Source organism: Butyrivibrio sp. WCD3002, assembly GCF_000424265.1.
Lineage (GTDB): Bacteria > Bacillota > Clostridia > Lachnospirales > Lachnospiraceae > Butyrivibrio.
Genome location: NZ_AUJO01000016.1, coordinates 23,451 through 38,913, shown reverse-complemented (window position 1 = coordinate 38,913; position 15,463 = coordinate 23,451). Strand labels below are relative to the sequence as shown.

Genomic DNA, 15,463 nt, shown 5'->3' with positions numbered 1-15,463 from the left:
TCTGCTTTTTTTATATATAAATACAAGATATGGGTGTGATGTTTCTATTATCCACATAATATGGTATTCTAAATGTATGAAAAACTTATATAATTTTGTGAGAAAAAGAATAACGGACAACAAGGGCTCCATTAATTCTGTGGTGATTGCTTTTGTATGCTCTTTTCTTGTGACAATAACTATAGGTGCGGTGGTTCTGGCTATTTTGCATAGTAAAAATTCTGCCGTTATGCCGGAAGATGCAGCACAAGCGCAGCCATCTGTCACCAGGGTTCCCTATGCTGAAAAAATAGTTTCTTCTGTTGTGGATGATGCTTTAATAGGGACTGAAAATGAGGTAGTTCGGGAGGATAGTCCGGAAACTGCCGACGAGGATACAGAAGCTTTAGAAAATGATCAGACCGAAGCGACAGCTGTTGAAGTTAGTGCGTTGCCGGAAGGAAATCTTGAGTATGACATAACTTCTGCGAATGAGGATTATATCTCATTTGGATTTGCAGGAGATATTTTATTTGATCCCGGCTATGCCATCATGAACAGGATAAGGCAGAACGGCGGTGCAATTTCCGGAGTGATCGGAGACAGCCTTATGTCTTATATGAGAGATGCAGACATTATGGCCATAAATAATGAGTTTCCCTATTCAAATGGTGGTGTGCCTAAGGAGGGAAAAGCATTTACCTTTAGGGCTGATCCTTCATCCGTGAGTCTGCTTAATGATATGGGTGTTGATCTTTGCACTATTGCCAATAACCATGTCTTTGATTATGGCGAAACTGCGCTTCTTGATACCCTTACAACTATTGATAATGCCGGTATAGCCAGAGTTGGGGCAGGAGTTAATATAGAAGAGGCTTCAAGGCCTGTATACTATACTTCTCAAAGTGGGAACAGGGTTGCTATCATAGCTGCGACTGAGATCGAGCGACTTGATACTCCGGATACCAGAGGCGCAACAGAATCTTCGCCCGGTGTATTCAGATGCCTTGATATTACAAGACTTTGCTCACGTATAAGGGAAGCCAAGGATAACGGCGCATTTGTCATTGTTTGCATCCATTGGGGAACAGAGAATCAGGAGGAAATCGACTGGTGGCAGCAAAAGCAGAGTGCCGAGATCGTTGAAGCCGGTGCAGATCTTATTGTTGGCGGACATCCGCATATTCTGCAGAAATTTGAATATCTAAACGGTGTGCCTGTTGTTTACAGTCTTGGCAATTATCTCTTTAATTCAAAAACTCTGAATACCGGATTGTTGCAGGTAAAGGTACATAATGATCACAGCGTGGAGCTCAGATTTGTTTCTGCTATTCAGAGCGGCTGTACGGTACGCGAAGCTGTGGATGGTGAAAAGGCCGGAATACTGCAGCATCTTCGTGATATTTCTCCCGGAGTGAACATAGACGATGATGGAAATATCAGATAAAAGTAAAATGATAAAATAAATAAAAAGTGATTGACTTTTTCTTTGGATTATGGTAAATTATGCAAGGTCGTTATGACCAGCCGAAGACAGTAGGTGTCCAAAAGGACGTAAGCGAAGCGCCTACCGAGGAAAAGTTATTTAGACTTTTTTCGCCTCTTGTTTTCGGGAGGCGTTTTTCTTTGGCGGTAAATTCTATAAGGAGGTAAAAAGATGGCAAAGGTTGAATTAAAACAGCCTGTAGTAAAAGAGATTTCTGACAAAATTCAGAACGCACAGGCACTCGTACTTGTAGATCACCGCGGATTGACTGTTGCTCAGGACACAGAGCTTCGTAAAAAGCTTCGTGAGGAGAACGTTAGTTACAAGGTTTACAAGAACACCATGATGAACTTTGCATTCAAGGGTACAGACTATGAGCAGCTCGCTGATCTTCTTAACGGTCCTAGCGCACTTGCTATTTCCGAGACAGATCCTGCAGCTCCTGCACGTGTACTTTATGATTTTGCAAAGAAGGCAAAGGCACTTGAGATCAAGGGTGGTGTGATTGAAGGCAAACTTTATGATGCAGAAGCACTTAAGGAGATTGCTACAATTCTTCCCAAGGATCAGTTGCTTTCCAAGTTGCTTGGTTCTATGCAGTCACCTATCGCAAACTTCGCTCGTGTGGTTAAGCAGATCGCAGAGAAGAAGGCAGAGGGTGGTGAGGCAGCTCCCGCTGAGGAAGCAGCACCTGCAGAAGAGGCAGCACCTGTAGCTGAGGCTCCTGCTGAAGAAGCAGCAGCACCTGCAGCAGAGTAATTTAAAGATTTAGTAATTTAGAATTTTCATTAAAAATTTATGGAGGTAAATAATAATGGCAAAGTTATCCACAGCAGAGATTATCGATGCAATCAAAGAGTTATCCGTTCTTGAACTGAACGATCTTGTAAAGGCTTGCGAGGAGGAGTTCGGCGTATCAGCAGCAGCTGGTGTTGTTGTAGCAGCAGGCGGTGCAGCAACAGGCGCTGAGGAAGAGAAGACAGACTTCAACGTAGAGCTTACAGAAGTAGGTCCTAACAAGGTTAAGGTTATCAAGGTTGTTCGTGAGATCACAGGTCTCGGACTTAAGGAAGCTAAGGATCTTGTTGACGGAGCTCCTAAGATGCTTAAGGAAGGCGCTACTAAGGAAGAAGCTGACGACATCAAGGCTAAGGTTGAGGCTGAAGGCGCTAAGGTTACTCTTAAATAATAAGATTAACCATTATATCTTCGAGATAACACAGAGGGATATGCACTTGTTGCATATCCCTTTTTTACATCATAGGAAATTCTGGCGCATTTCCTATGATGTAAAATATTAGCTTTTGTTAAGCGTTGTAAATATAGTATGATTTTGAAGGTTTTAAACAAAAATAAAAAAACACTTGACTGGTAAAATTGCTTGTTGTAGAATGGAAAATGCACTATTGTGGAGTGGTAGGCGTATTATGCTCTTTTTTAGGGTGTTAACGCTTTTCTACTAAATAAAAATTAAGAACGGGGTGAATGTCAATGGAAAAAAACAGATTGCATCCTAGTGGTACTGGTAAAAATGTACGTATGAGTTTCCAGCGCCAAAAGGAAGTCCTTGAGATGCCGAACCTGATTGAAGTTCAGAAGAACTCATATCAATGGTTTCTTGACGAGGGCCTTAAAGAGGTCTTTGACGATATCTCTCCTATCGAAGACTACAGTGATAAGCTTAGTCTCGAGTTCGTTGACTTTAAGTTATGCGAAGATGAGATAGACAAGAACAAGAATACTATTGAGAAATGTAAGGAAAGAGATGCTACTTTTGCAGCGCCTCTGAAAGTCAGGGTACGTCTGAATAACAAGGAAAGCAGAGAAGTTACAGAGCATGAGATCTTCATGGGTGATCTCCCGCTTATGACTGCAACCGGAACATTTGTAATAAATGGCGCAGAGCGTGTTATTGTCAGCCAGTTAGTGCGTTCCCCTGGTATTTATTATGATATTACCCGTGATAAGATCGGTAAGAAGCTCATTGCCTGCACAGTTATTCCTAACCGTGGTGCATGGCTTGAGTATGAGACTGATTCTTATGATGTATTTTATGTAAGAGTGGACAGAACCAGAAAGGTACCGGTTACTGTTCTTATTCGTGCGCTTGGTATTGGATCAAACGAGGAAATCTCACAGTTATTCGGTGATGAGCCTAAGATACAGGCAAGCTTTGCAAAGGACCCTTCAACTGATTACCAGAGTGGTCTTTTAGAGCTGTATAAGAAGATTCGTCCCGGTGAACCTCTCAGTGTTGAAAGTGCAGAGAGTCTTATTCACGCTATGTTCTTTGATGCAAGAAGATATGATCTTGCTAAGGTTGGACGTTATAAGTTCAATAAGAAGCTTCACTTCAAGAACAGAATCAGTGGCAAGATCCTTGCAGAGGACGTAATCGATGAGAATACAGGCGAGATGATCGCAGCAGCAGGCACAAAGGTTGACCGTGCTCTTGCTACTGAGATTCAGAATGCAGCTATTCCTTATGTAATGATCCAGGGTGAGGAGCGTAACATTAAGGTTCTTTCTAACCTTATGGTAGACATTACAAGCTTTATTGACTGCAATCCTGAAGAGCTCGGAATCACTGAGAGCGTATATTATCCTGCTCTTAGAGATATCCTTGCAGAGTTTGCAGAGAATACTGATCCCGAAAGCCTTGCAGAAGCAATCCGCAAGAATGTAAATGATCTGATTCCTAAGCACATTACAAAAGAAGATATTCTTGCTTCTATTAACTATAATATGCACCTTGAGTATGGCATCGGTAATGATGACGATATCGACCACCTCGGAAATCGTCGTATCCGCTGCGTAGGTGAGCTTTTACAGAACCAGTACAGAATCGGTCTTTCAAGACTTGAGCGTGTTGTACGTGAGCGTATGACAACTCATGATGCTGATGAGATTTCTGCACAGGGTCTTATAAACATTAAGCCTGTACAGGCAGCTGTTAAGGAATTCTTCGGATCTTCACAGCTTTCACAGTTCATGGATCAGAATAACCCGCTTGGTGAGCTTACTCACAAGCGCCGTCTCTCAGCTCTTGGTCCCGGTGGTCTTTCAAGAGACAGAGCCGGATTCGAGGTTCGAGACGTACACTATACACACTATGGACGTATGTGCCCTATTGAGACACCTGAAGGACCTAACATCGGTCTTATCAATTCACTTGCAAGCTATGCAAGAGTTAATCAGTATGGTTTCATTGAGGCACCTTACCGTAAGGTAGATCAGTCAGATCCTCAGAATCCTCGTGTAACTGATGAGGTTGAGTACCTGACAGCAGATGAAGAGGATAACTTCCATGTAGCTCAGGCTAACACACCTCTTGATGAGAACGGATACTTTAAGAAGAACAACGCATCCGGTCGTTTCAGAGATGAGACATCCGAGTATCCCAAGACAGCGTTCGAGTACATGGACGTATCACCGAGAATGGTATTCTCAGTTGCTACAGCACTTATCCCTTTCCTTGAGAACGACGATGCTAACCGTGCTCTGATGGGTTCAAACATGCAGCGTCAGGCAGTGCCGCTTCTTACAACAGAAGCTCCTGCAGTAGGAACAGGTATGGAGCGCAAGGCTGCTGTCGATTCAGGTGTTTGCGTTGTTGCCAAGAAGGCAGGAACAATTGATTTTGTAGACAGTAAGCTTATTAAGATGACATACGATGATGGTGAGAAGGAAGAGTATCACCTTATCAAATTCCAGAGAAGTAACCAGAGTAACTGCTACAACCAGCGTCCTATCGTATTTAAGGGCGATCATGTTGAAGCAGGTGAGGTTATCGCTGATGGTCCTTCAACAAGCATGGGTGAGCTTGGTCTTGGTAAGAATCCTCTTATCGGATTCATGACTTGGGAAGGTTATAACTACGAGGATGCTGTACTTCTTAGTGAGAGACTTGTTCGTGACGATGTATTTACATCTATTCACATCGAGGAGTACGAGGCAGAAGCTCGTGAGACAAAGCTCGGACCGGAAGAAATTACAAGAGACGTTCCCGGTGTTGGTGATGATGCACTTAAGAACCTGGATGATCGCGGAATTATTCGTATCGGTGCAGAGGTTCGTGCCGGTGATATCCTTGTAGGTAAGGTTACTCCTAAGGGAGAGACAGAGCTTACAGCAGAAGAGAGACTTCTCCGTGCTATTTTCGGTGAAAAGGCCAGAGAGGTTCGTGATACATCACTTAAGGTTCCTCACGGTGAATACGGTATCGTTGTTGATGCTAAGGTATTCACAAGAGAGAATGGCGATGAGCTCAGCCCTGGTGTAAACCAGGCGGTTCGCATCTACATTGCTCAGAAGAGAAAGATTTCAGTTGGTGATAAGATGGCTGGTCGTCACGGTAACAAGGGTGTCGTTTCCCGTGTACTTCCTATCGAGGATATGCCGTACCTGCCTAATGGTCGTCCACTTGATATCGTACTTAATCCTTTGGGCGTGCCTTCTCGTATGAATATCGGACAGGTCCTTGAGATTCACCTTTCTCTTGCAGCTAAGGCTCTTGGCTTTAACATCGCTACACCTATTTTTGACGGTGCAAACGAGAAAGATATTCAGGCAACACTTACCATGGCTAACGATTATGTAAACAGCACATGGGAAGAGTTTGAAGAGAAATATAAAGATTCAGTTGATCCTGAGATCATGAAGTATCTCTATGACAACAGAGATCACAGAGAACTTTGGAAAGGCGTTCCGATCCACACAGATGGTAAGGTTCAGCTCCGTGACGGACGTACAGGTATTCCGTTCGATTCACCGACTACAATCGGACACATGCATTACCTCAAGCTCCATCACCTTGTAGATGATAAGATCCATGCTCGTTCAACCGGCCCTTACTCACTGGTTACACAGCAGCCTCTCGGCGGTAAGGCACAGTTCGGTGGACAGCGTTTCGGAGAGATGGAAGTTTGGGCTCTTGAGGCTTATGGCGCTGCTTATACACTTCAGGAGATCCTTACAGTTAAGTCTGATGATGTTGTTGGTCGTGTTAAGACTTATGAAGCAATCATCAAGGGTGACAACATTCCTGAACCCGGTGTTCCGGAATCATTCAAGGTTCTTCTTAAGGAACTTCAGTCACTTGGTCTTGATGTAAGAGTACTTCGCGAGGATAACACTGAGGTCGAGATTATGGAATCTGTTGATTACAGCGATTCTGATTATCGTTATGAGATCGAAGGCGAAGTAAACCGTGATTATGATCGTGAGTCATTTGCGGAAAATGGTTACCAGACAGGTTCATTCAGCGAAGACGGTGAGCTTGTAGCGGATGAAGAAGACGATGCAGCTTTTGAGGAAGAGTTTGATGCTGCAGACGGTCTGGATGAGAACTAAAGCAACTTAGTAGTTTTAGAAACCATGTAAACAACAGAAAAGAGGTTACGAATGTCTGATTCTACAATGAATAAAGCAATAAATGATGCTTCAAACGGTAGGGTAGCTGCTACACCTACATATCAGCCAATGACATTTGATGCAATTAAGATTGGTCTTGCTTCTCCTGAGAAGATCAGAGAGTGGTCACACGGAGAGGTACTCAAGCCTGAGACTATTAACTATCGTACTCTCAAGCCTGAGCGCGACGGTCTTTTCTGCGAGAAGATCTTTGGACCCACCAAGGATTGGGAATGTCACTGCGGTAAATATAAGAAAATCCGTTATAAGGGCGTTATTTGTGACAGATGTGGCGTAGAAGTTACAAAGAGCAGTGTACGTCGTGAGCGTATGGGTCACATCGAACTTGCTGCTCCTGTTTCCCACATTTGGTATTTCAAGGGTATCCCCAGCAGAATGGGTCTTATACTTGACCTTTCACCCAGAGTACTTGAGAAGGTTCTTTACTTTGCTTCTTATATAGTACTTGATCCCGGTGAATCAAACCTTGAGTACAAGCAGGTTCTCTCTGAGAAAGAGTACCAGGAAGCACGCGATGAGTTCGGAATGAAGTTCCGTGCAGGTATCGGTGCAGAGGCTATTAAAGAGCTTCTTATGAACATTGATCTTGAAGCTGAGTATCAGGAGCTTAAGGATGGTCTTGATACATCTAGCGGACAGAAGAAGCAGCGTATCATCAAGAGACTTGAAGTAGTTGAGTCATTCCGTGAGTCCGGAAACGAACCTTCGTGGATGATTCTTGACTGCATACCGGTTATTCCTCCGGATCTTCGTCCTATGGTACAGCTTGACGGTGGACGTTTTGCTACATCAGATCTTAACGATCTGTATCGTCGTATCATCAACCGTAACAACCGTCTTAAGAGACTTCTTGATCTTGGTGCTCCGGACATCATCGTTAGAAACGAGAAGCGTATGCTTCAGGAAGCTGTAGATGCGCTTATTGATAACGGTAGACGTGGAAGACCTGTTACAGGTCCCGGTAACCGTGCACTCAAGTCACTTTCAGACATGCTTAAAGGTAAGGGCGGTCGTTTCCGTCAGAACCTTCTTGGTAAGCGTGTTGACTATTCAGGACGTTCAGTTATCGTCGTAGGTCCTGAGCTTAAGATTTATCAGTGCGGACTTCCTAAGGAAATGGCTATCGAGCTTTTCAAGCCTTTTGTTATGAAAGAGCTTGTTTCCAGAGGAATCTCACAGAACATAAAGAATGCTAAGAAGAAGGTTGAGAGACTCGAGGAAGAGGTATGGGATGTACTCGAGGATGTAATCAAAGAGCATCCTGTAATGCTTAACCGTGCTCCCACACTTCACAGACTTGGTATTCAGGCATTTGAGCCCATACTTGTAGAAGGTAAAGCTATAAAGCTTCATCCTCTTGTATGTACACCTTTCAATGCCGACTTCGATGGAGACCAGATGGCTGTACATCTTCCTCTGTCAGTTGAGGCACAGGCTGAGAGCCGCTTCCTTATGCTTGCTCCCAACAACCTGCTTAAGCCTTCTGACGGTGGCCCTGTAAACGTTCCTACACAGGATATGGTACTTGGTATCTACTATCTTACACAGGAGCGCGAAGGTGCTAAGGGCGAAGGAAAGTTCTTCAAGAACATTGATGAAGCTATCCTTGCTTATGAGAACGATTACATCACACTTCAGTCTCGCATCAAGATCCGTGTTACACGTAAGGATGAGAACGGTGAGGATGTTACAGGTGTAGTTGAGTCAACACTTGGTAGATTCCTTTTCAACGAGTTCATTCCTCAGGATCTCGGATTCGTTGATCGTAAGGATCCCGAGCATAAGCTTGACCTTGAAATCGACTTCATGGTTGGTAAGAAGCAGCTCAAGAAGATCGTTACAAATATGATCAATACACACGGAACCTTTGCTACAGCAGAAGTTCTCGATAAGATCAAGGCTACAGGTTACCATTACTCAACAAGAGCTGCTATGACAGTTTCAATCGCTGACATGACAGTTCCTCCGCAGAAGCAACAGATGCTTGACGAGGCTCAGGCAATAGTTGATAAGATTGCTACCGAGTACAGACGCGGTAAGATGACAGACGAAGAGCGTTATCGTCTTGTTGTTGAGACTTGGATGAAGACCGATAAAGAGCTTACAGATGCCCTTCTCGAAGGTCTTGATAAATATAACAACATCCACATGATGGCTGATTCCGGTGCCCGTGGTAGTAACCAGCAGATCAAGCAGCTGGCAGGTATGCGTGGACTTATGGCAGATACAACCGGTCGTACGATCGAACTTCCTATCAAGTCCAACTTCCGTGAAGGCCTTGACGTTCTGGAATACTTCATGTCAGCGCATGGTGCTCGTAAGGGTCTGTCAGATACAGCTCTTCGTACAGCCGATTCAGGTTACCTGACACGTCGAATGGTTGACGTATCTCAGGAACTTATCATCCGTGAGCTTGATTGTAGCGAAGGAAAGGCAACTATTCCCGGAATTACAGTTAAGGAATTCAAGGATGGTAATGCCATGATCGAGCCTCTTGAGGATCGTATCACAGGCAGATATACATGTGAGGATATCAAGGACAAGGACGGAAACGTTATTGTTAAGAAGAATCACATCATCACACCCAGCCGTGCTAAGAGAATCTTAAGCCAGGGTGTTAACAGTAAGGGTGAGCCGGTTAGCGCTGTAAAGATCCGTACAATCCTTACCTGCCGTTCACACATTGGTATCTGTGCTAAGTGCTATGGTGCAAACATGGCAACAGGTGAGCCCGTTCAGGTTGGTGAGACAGTTGGTATCATCGCTGCTCAGTCAATCGGTGAGCCCGGTACACAGCTTACAATGAGAACATTCCATACCGGTGGTGTTGCCGGTGGCGATATTACACAGGGTCTTCCCCGTGTAGAGGAGCTTTTTGAGGCAAGAAAGCCTAAGGGACTTGCTATTATTTCAGAGCTTGACGGAACAGCTCAGATTAAGGATACAAAGAAGAAGCGTGAAGTTGTCATCACTAATGACGAAACAGGAGAGTCAAAGGCTTACCTGATTCCTTACGGATCACGTATCAAGGTTACAGACGGCAAAGTCGTTGAAGCCGGTGATGAGCTTACAGAAGGTAGTGTAAATCCTCACGATCTTCTTAAGATTAAGGGTATCCGTGCTGTTCAGGACTATCTGCTCCGCGAGGTTCAGAGAGTTTACCGTCTCCAGGGTGTTGATATCTGTGATAAGCATATCGAGGTTATCGTACGTCAGATGCTTAAGAAGGTTCGCATCGAGGAGAGCGGAGATACAAGCTTCCTGCCCGGAACACTCGTTGATGTTCTTGATTTCGAGGATGATAACGAGAGACTTATCAGCGAAGGTAAGAAACCCGCTGAAGGAAAGCAGGTAATTCTTGGTATCACCAAGGCTGCACTTGCTACAAACTCATTCCTTTCAGCTGCTTCCTTCCAGGAAACAACAAAGGTTCTTACAGACGCAGCTATTAAGGGTAAGGTTGATCCTCTTATCGGTCTTAAGGAAAATGTTATTATCGGTAAGCTGATTCCTGCAGGTACAGGTATGAAGCGTTATCGTAATACAGCACTTAATACCGATGCCAACTTCAAGGATCCTGAGAAGCTGATCCTTAAGAAGAGAGCAATGGATGATGATGATGTATTTGTTGAAGAAATCGACGATGCAGAAGAAGTTATCGTTGCTGATGATGAAGAGTAATTTAGAAATATTTAACTTGACAACACATATTGATATACGTATACTTTAAAACTGTGCGACAAGCGAGAGGGGTAGTTTGCCCCTTTCGCTTGAAGTGTGTGTTGATTTTCAGATAGTTTCTATGTCAGAGAGCTGTCTGTTTATCATATATTGTTTTACTACTAAAATAGGAGGTAAAAGGAATGCCAACATTTAACCAGTTAGTTCGTAAAGGTCGTCAGACTTCTGAGAAGAAGTCTACAGCTCCTGCACTTCAGAAAGGATTCAATTCCCTTCACAAGAAGGCTATCGACACTGCATCACCGCAGAAGAGAGGCGTTTGCACAGCTGTTAAGACTGCTACACCTAAGAAGCCTAACTCAGCTCTTAGAAAGATCGCCAGAGTACGTCTTTCTAACGGTATCGAGGTAACAAGCTACATTCCCGGCGAAGGTCACAACCTTCAGGAGCACAGCGTTGTTCTCATCCGTGGCGGAAGAGTTAAGGACCTGCCTGGTACAAGATATCACATTATCCGTGGAACTCTTGATACAGCAGGTGTTGCAGACCGTAAGCAGGCTCGCTCCAAGTACGGCGCAAAGAGACCTAAGGCTGCAAAGTAATCTAAGTAACTATCATTAACAAGATCTAATTTTTTTATAGTGTTGGTGTTTCTTTTTTCGTAATAAAAAGACCCGCACGTACACTAAAATTAGTGAGTACCTATGATCTATAGTAAACAGATGAAGACTGACACTCATCTGCGATTCTAAAGGAGGGAAGAACCGTGCCGCGTAAAGGACATATTGTAAAACGTGACGTATTAGCGGATCCTTTATACGATAACAAGGTTGTAACAAAGCTTATCAACGCAGTTATGCTTGATGGTAAGAAGGGTGTTGCACAGAAGATCGTATATGGTGCATTCGCACAGGTAGAGGAGAAGGCTGGAAAGCCTGCTCTTGAAGTATTCGAGGGTGCTATGAACAACATCATGCCCGCTCTCGAGGTAAAGGCTAGACGTATCGGTGGTGCTACATATCAGGTACCGATCGAGGTTCGTCCGGATAGACGTCAGGCCCTTGCACTTCGCTGGCTTGTAACATTTTCTCGTAACAGAGGCGAGAAGACCATGGTTGACAGACTTGCATCAGAAATTCTTGATGCATTCAACAACACAGGTGCATCTGTTAAGAGAAAAGAAGATATGCACAAGATGGCAGAAGCAAACAAGGCATTCTCACACTACAGATTCTAATTTTTGGATTCTCAGTGTAAGAAACGTCGTATTTTATTAGGAGGATAAACCTTTGGCTGAAAGACAATATCCATTGGAAAGAACCAGAAACATTGGTATTATGGCTCATATCGATGCTGGTAAGACTACACTTACAGAGCGTATTCTTTACTATACCGGTGTTAACTACAAGATTGGTGAGACCTATGAAGGTACTGCTACCATGGACTGGATGGAACAGGAGCAGGAGAGAGGTATCACTATCACATCTGCAGCTACAACATGCCATTGGACACTTCAGGAAAACGGAAAGGTTAAGCCCGGTGCTCAGGAGCATCGTATCAACATTATCGATACTCCCGGCCACGTTGACTTTACCGTTGAGGTTGAGCGTTCACTTCGTGTACTTGACGGCGCTGTAGGCGTATTCAGTGCAAAAGAAGGCGTTGAGCCTCAGTCTGAGAACGTATGGCGTCAGGCTGATGGATTTAATGTTCCTCGTATGGCATTCATCAACAAGATGGATATCATCGGAGCAAACTATTTCGGAGCTGTTGAGCAGATCCGTAATAGACTTAAGAAAAATGCTATTATGATCGAAATCCCGATCGGAGCTGAGGATCAGTTCCAGGGTATTATCGACCTTTTTGAGATGCAGGCTTATATCTATAATGATGATAAGGGTGAAGATGTTACTATCGGTGAGATCCCTGCTGATCTTAAGGACGATGCAGAGCTTTATCGTAGTGAGCTCGTAGAGAAGATCTGCGACCTCGATGAAGATCTTATGATGAAGTACCTTGAAGGTGAGGAGCCTACAAAGGAGGAGCTTAAGGCTGCTCTTCGTAAGGCAACTTGTGAATGTAAGGCTTTCCCTGTTTGCTGTGGTTCTGCTCACAGAAACAGAGGTATTCAGAAGCTCATCGATGCTGTTATCGAGTTCATGCCTTCACCTCTTGATATCCCTGCTTGTAAGGGTACAGACATGGATGGCAATGAGGTTGAGGTTGAGTCAACAGATGATGGCCCCTTCGCAGCTCTTGCATTCAAGATTGTCAGCGATCCTTTCGTAGGAAAGCTTGCATTCTTCCGCGTATATCGTGGTACTGCAAATTCAGGTTCTTATGTACTTAACAGTACAAAGGACAACAAGGAGCGTCTTGGACGTATCCTTCAGATGCACGCTAACAAGCGTTCAGACCTTGATAAGGTTTACTCAGGTGATATCGCTGCAGCTGTTGGTCTTAAGAACACAACTACAGGTGATACTCTCTGTGATGATAAGAACCCCGTAATCCTTGAGTCTATGGAGTTCCCGGATCCCGTTATCGAGCTTGCTATCGAGCCTAAGACTAAGGCTGGTCAGCAGAAGCTTGACGAAGCTCTTATGAAGCTTGCAGAAGAGGATCCTACATTCAGAGCACATACTAATGCTGAGACAGGTCAGACAATCATCGCTGGTATGGGTGAGCTTCACCTTGATATCATCGTCGACAGACTTCTCCGTGAGTACAAGGTAGAAGCTAACGTTGGTGCACCTCAGGTTGCATACAGAGAAGCTCTTCTTAATGCTTGCGATATCGAGAGTAAGTATGCTAAGCAGTCTGGTGGACGTGGTCAGTATGGTCACTGTAAAGTTCGCTTCGAGCCCATGGATGCTAACGGAGAGAACCTTTACCAGTTCGATAGCGAAGTTGTCGGTGGTTCTATTCCTAAGGAATACATCCAGCCTATCAGCGAAGGTATCGAAGAGGCTATGAAGGCCGGATCACTTGGTGGATTCCCTGTTGTAGGTGTACACGCTACAGTTTACGACGGATCATACCATGAAGTCGATTCATCAGAAATGGCATTCCATATTGCCGGATCAATGGCATTCAAGGATGCTATGGCTAAGGGCGGAATGGTTCTCCTTGAGCCTATCATGAAGGTTGAAGTTACTATGCCTGAAGAGTACATGGGTGATGTTATCGGTGACGTTAACTCACGTCGTGGACAGGTTGAAGGTATGGATGACATGGGCGGTGGAAAGATCGTTAGAGCACACGTTCCGCTTGCTGAGATGTTCGGATATGCTACAGACCTTCGTTCAAGAACACAGGGTCGTGGTAACTACTCAATGTTCTTTGAGAAGTATGCTCCTGTTCCGAAGAACATCCAGGAGAAAGTACTCTCTAACAAAAATGCTTAAATAAATTAAGGGGTGGCAACGATTTCTAATGAAATCGTGCCACAAAGCCCTTGTTTATACTATTTTATGCTTGATTTCAAGCGTAAATTTCTATATAATCGATATAGTCGGTTATTATGAGAAAAAATGTTAAAGTAACATTTTTATTTAAGGAGGATATTTAAAAATGGCAAAAGCTAAGTTTGACAGAAGTAAGCCGCACGTTAACATTGGTACAATCGGACACGTTGACCATGGTAAGACAACTCTTACAGCAGCTATCACAACTGTTCTTGCAGACAGAGGATTCAGCCCTGCTGTTGCTTTCGATCAGATCGATAAAGCACCCGAGGAAAAAGAGCGTGGTATCACAATCAACTCTGCTCACATCGAGTATGAGACAGCTAGCAGACACTACGCACACGTTGACTGCCCTGGCCACGCTGACTATGTAAAGAACATGATCACTGGTGCTGCACAGATGGATGGTTCTATCCTCGTTGTTGCTGCTACTGATGGTGTTATGGCTCAGACAAGAGAGCACGTTCTTCTTGCTCGTCAGGTAGGTGTTCCTTACATCATCGTATTCATGAACAAGTGCGATATGGTTGATGATCCTGAACTTCTTGACCTCGTTGAGATGGAGATCAGAGACCTTCTTACAGAGTATGAGTTCCCTGGAGATGATATTCCGATCATTCGTGGTTCTGCACTTAAGGCTCTTGAGGATCCTAAGTGTGAGTGGGGCGACAAGATCATGGAGCTTATGGATACAGTTGATTCTTACATCCCTGAACCTACTCGTGAGACAGATAAGCCTTTCCTTATGCCTGTTGAGGACGTATTCACAATCACAGGTCGTGGAACAGTTGCTACAGGCCGTGTAGAGAGAGGTCACCTCAATCTTAACGACGAAATCGAAATCGTTGGTATCAAGGAAGAGACAGCTAAGTCTGTATGTACTGGTATCGAGATGTTCCGTAAGACAATGGATTACTGCGAAGCTGGTGACAACGTTGGTCTTCTTCTTCGTGGTGTTGACCGTGATGGTATCCAGAGAGGTCAGTGTATCACAAAGCCCGGTTCTGTAACTTGCCACAGAAAGTTCACAGCTGAGGTTTACGTTCTTACTAAGGACGAGGGTGGACGTCATACACCTTTCTTCAACAACTACAGACCTCAGTTCTACTTCAGAACAACTGACGTTACAGGTGTTTGCAACCTTCCTGAGGGAACAGAGATGTGCATGCCTGGTGACCACGTAACAATGTCTATCGAGCTTATCCACCCCATCGCTATGGAGCAGGGTCTTAAGTTCGCTATCCGTGAGGGTGGACGTACAGTTGGATCAGGTAAGGTTGCTACAATCGTTGAGTAATTCTTATCAGATCGCATGATCACTGAATTTATAAAGGGTTTCAAGCTTAGGCTTGAAACCCTTTTTGTGTTTAAAGTTATCGGAATAATTATTGCCGGTGCCAAAATGGCGCCATAAAAT

9 protein-coding genes and 1 other annotated feature are annotated in these 15,463 nt (G+C 44.2%); all 9 genes read left to right on the top strand.

Annotation, left to right across the window (positions count from 1 at the left end):
- The first annotated feature begins 97 nt into the window (after positions 1-97).
- The 9 genes from G608_RS0113380 (at position 98) to tuf (ending at position 15,343) form a co-directional block, all read left to right on the top strand.
- Entirely contained in the window at positions 98-1,426 is a 1,329-nt protein-coding gene (locus tag G608_RS0113380) for a CapA family protein (protein WP_196810198.1), read from the top strand.
- Positions 1,427-1,488: 62 nt separating this feature from the next.
- Positions 1,489-1,613 (top strand) — a sequence feature (ribosomal protein L10 leader region).
- Positions 1,614-1,636: 23 nt separating this feature from the next.
- Positions 1,637-2,224: a 50S ribosomal protein L10 gene (gene rplJ / locus G608_RS0113375; protein ID WP_026496465.1), complete on the top strand. Its 588-nt coding sequence runs from the start codon at positions 1,637-1,639 to the stop codon at positions 2,222-2,224.
- A 55-nt stretch (positions 2,225-2,279) separates the two neighbouring features.
- Entirely contained in the window at positions 2,280-2,654 is a 375-nt protein-coding gene (gene rplL / locus G608_RS0113370; RefSeq protein ID WP_026496464.1) for a 50S ribosomal protein L7/L12, read from the top strand.
- Positions 2,655-2,956: 302 nt separating this feature from the next.
- Positions 2,957-6,817, top strand: a complete 3,861-nt coding sequence (rpoB, locus tag G608_RS0113365) for a DNA-directed RNA polymerase subunit beta (protein ID WP_026496463.1) — start codon at positions 2,957-2,959, stop codon at positions 6,815-6,817.
- 66 nt (positions 6,818-6,883) lie between these two features.
- Positions 6,884-10,579 (top strand): DNA-directed RNA polymerase subunit beta', encoded by a 3,696-nt coding sequence (gene rpoC / locus G608_RS0113360; RefSeq protein WP_051209348.1) that lies wholly within the window; start codon positions 6,884-6,886, stop codon positions 10,577-10,579.
- 182 nt (positions 10,580-10,761) lie between these two features.
- A complete protein-coding gene (gene rpsL, locus G608_RS0113355) occupies positions 10,762-11,181 on the top strand; it encodes a 30S ribosomal protein S12 (protein ID WP_026493590.1) in 420 nt (139 codons plus the stop codon).
- Positions 11,182-11,345: 164 nt separating this feature from the next.
- Positions 11,346-11,816, top strand: coding sequence for a 30S ribosomal protein S7 (gene rpsG, locus G608_RS0113350; protein WP_026496461.1), 471 nt, complete (start codon positions 11,346-11,348; stop codon positions 11,814-11,816).
- A gap of 52 nt (positions 11,817-11,868) precedes the next feature.
- Positions 11,869-13,986, top strand: coding sequence for an elongation factor G (gene fusA, locus G608_RS0113345; RefSeq protein ID WP_026496460.1), 2,118 nt, complete (start codon positions 11,869-11,871; stop codon positions 13,984-13,986).
- A 166-nt stretch (positions 13,987-14,152) separates the two neighbouring features.
- Positions 14,153-15,343 carry an elongation factor Tu gene (tuf, locus tag G608_RS0113340; RefSeq protein WP_026496459.1) on the top strand — a complete coding sequence of 397 codons (1,191 nt, stop codon included), beginning with the start codon at positions 14,153-14,155 and terminating at the stop codon, positions 15,341-15,343.
- Positions 15,344-15,463: the final 120 nt, after the last annotated feature.

Bases quoted from the DNA above. Each gene is read 5' to 3' on its own strand.
- rplJ (WP_026496465.1), top strand. From the start codon at position 1,637: ATGGCAAAGGTTGAATTAAAACAGCCTGTAGTAAAAGAGATTTCTGAC.
- rplL (WP_026496464.1), top strand. From the start codon at position 2,280: ATGGCAAAGTTATCCACAGCAGAGATTATCGATGCAATCAAAGAGTTA.
- rpoB (WP_026496463.1), top strand. From the start codon at position 2,957: ATGGAAAAAAACAGATTGCATCCTAGTGGTACTGGTAAAAATGTACGT.
- rpoC (WP_051209348.1), top strand. From the start codon at position 6,884: ATGAATAAAGCAATAAATGATGCTTCAAACGGTAGGGTAGCTGCTACA.
- rpsL (WP_026493590.1), top strand. From the start codon at position 10,762: ATGCCAACATTTAACCAGTTAGTTCGTAAAGGTCGTCAGACTTCTGAG.
- tuf (WP_026496459.1), top strand. From the start codon at position 14,153: ATGGCAAAAGCTAAGTTTGACAGAAGTAAGCCGCACGTTAACATTGGT.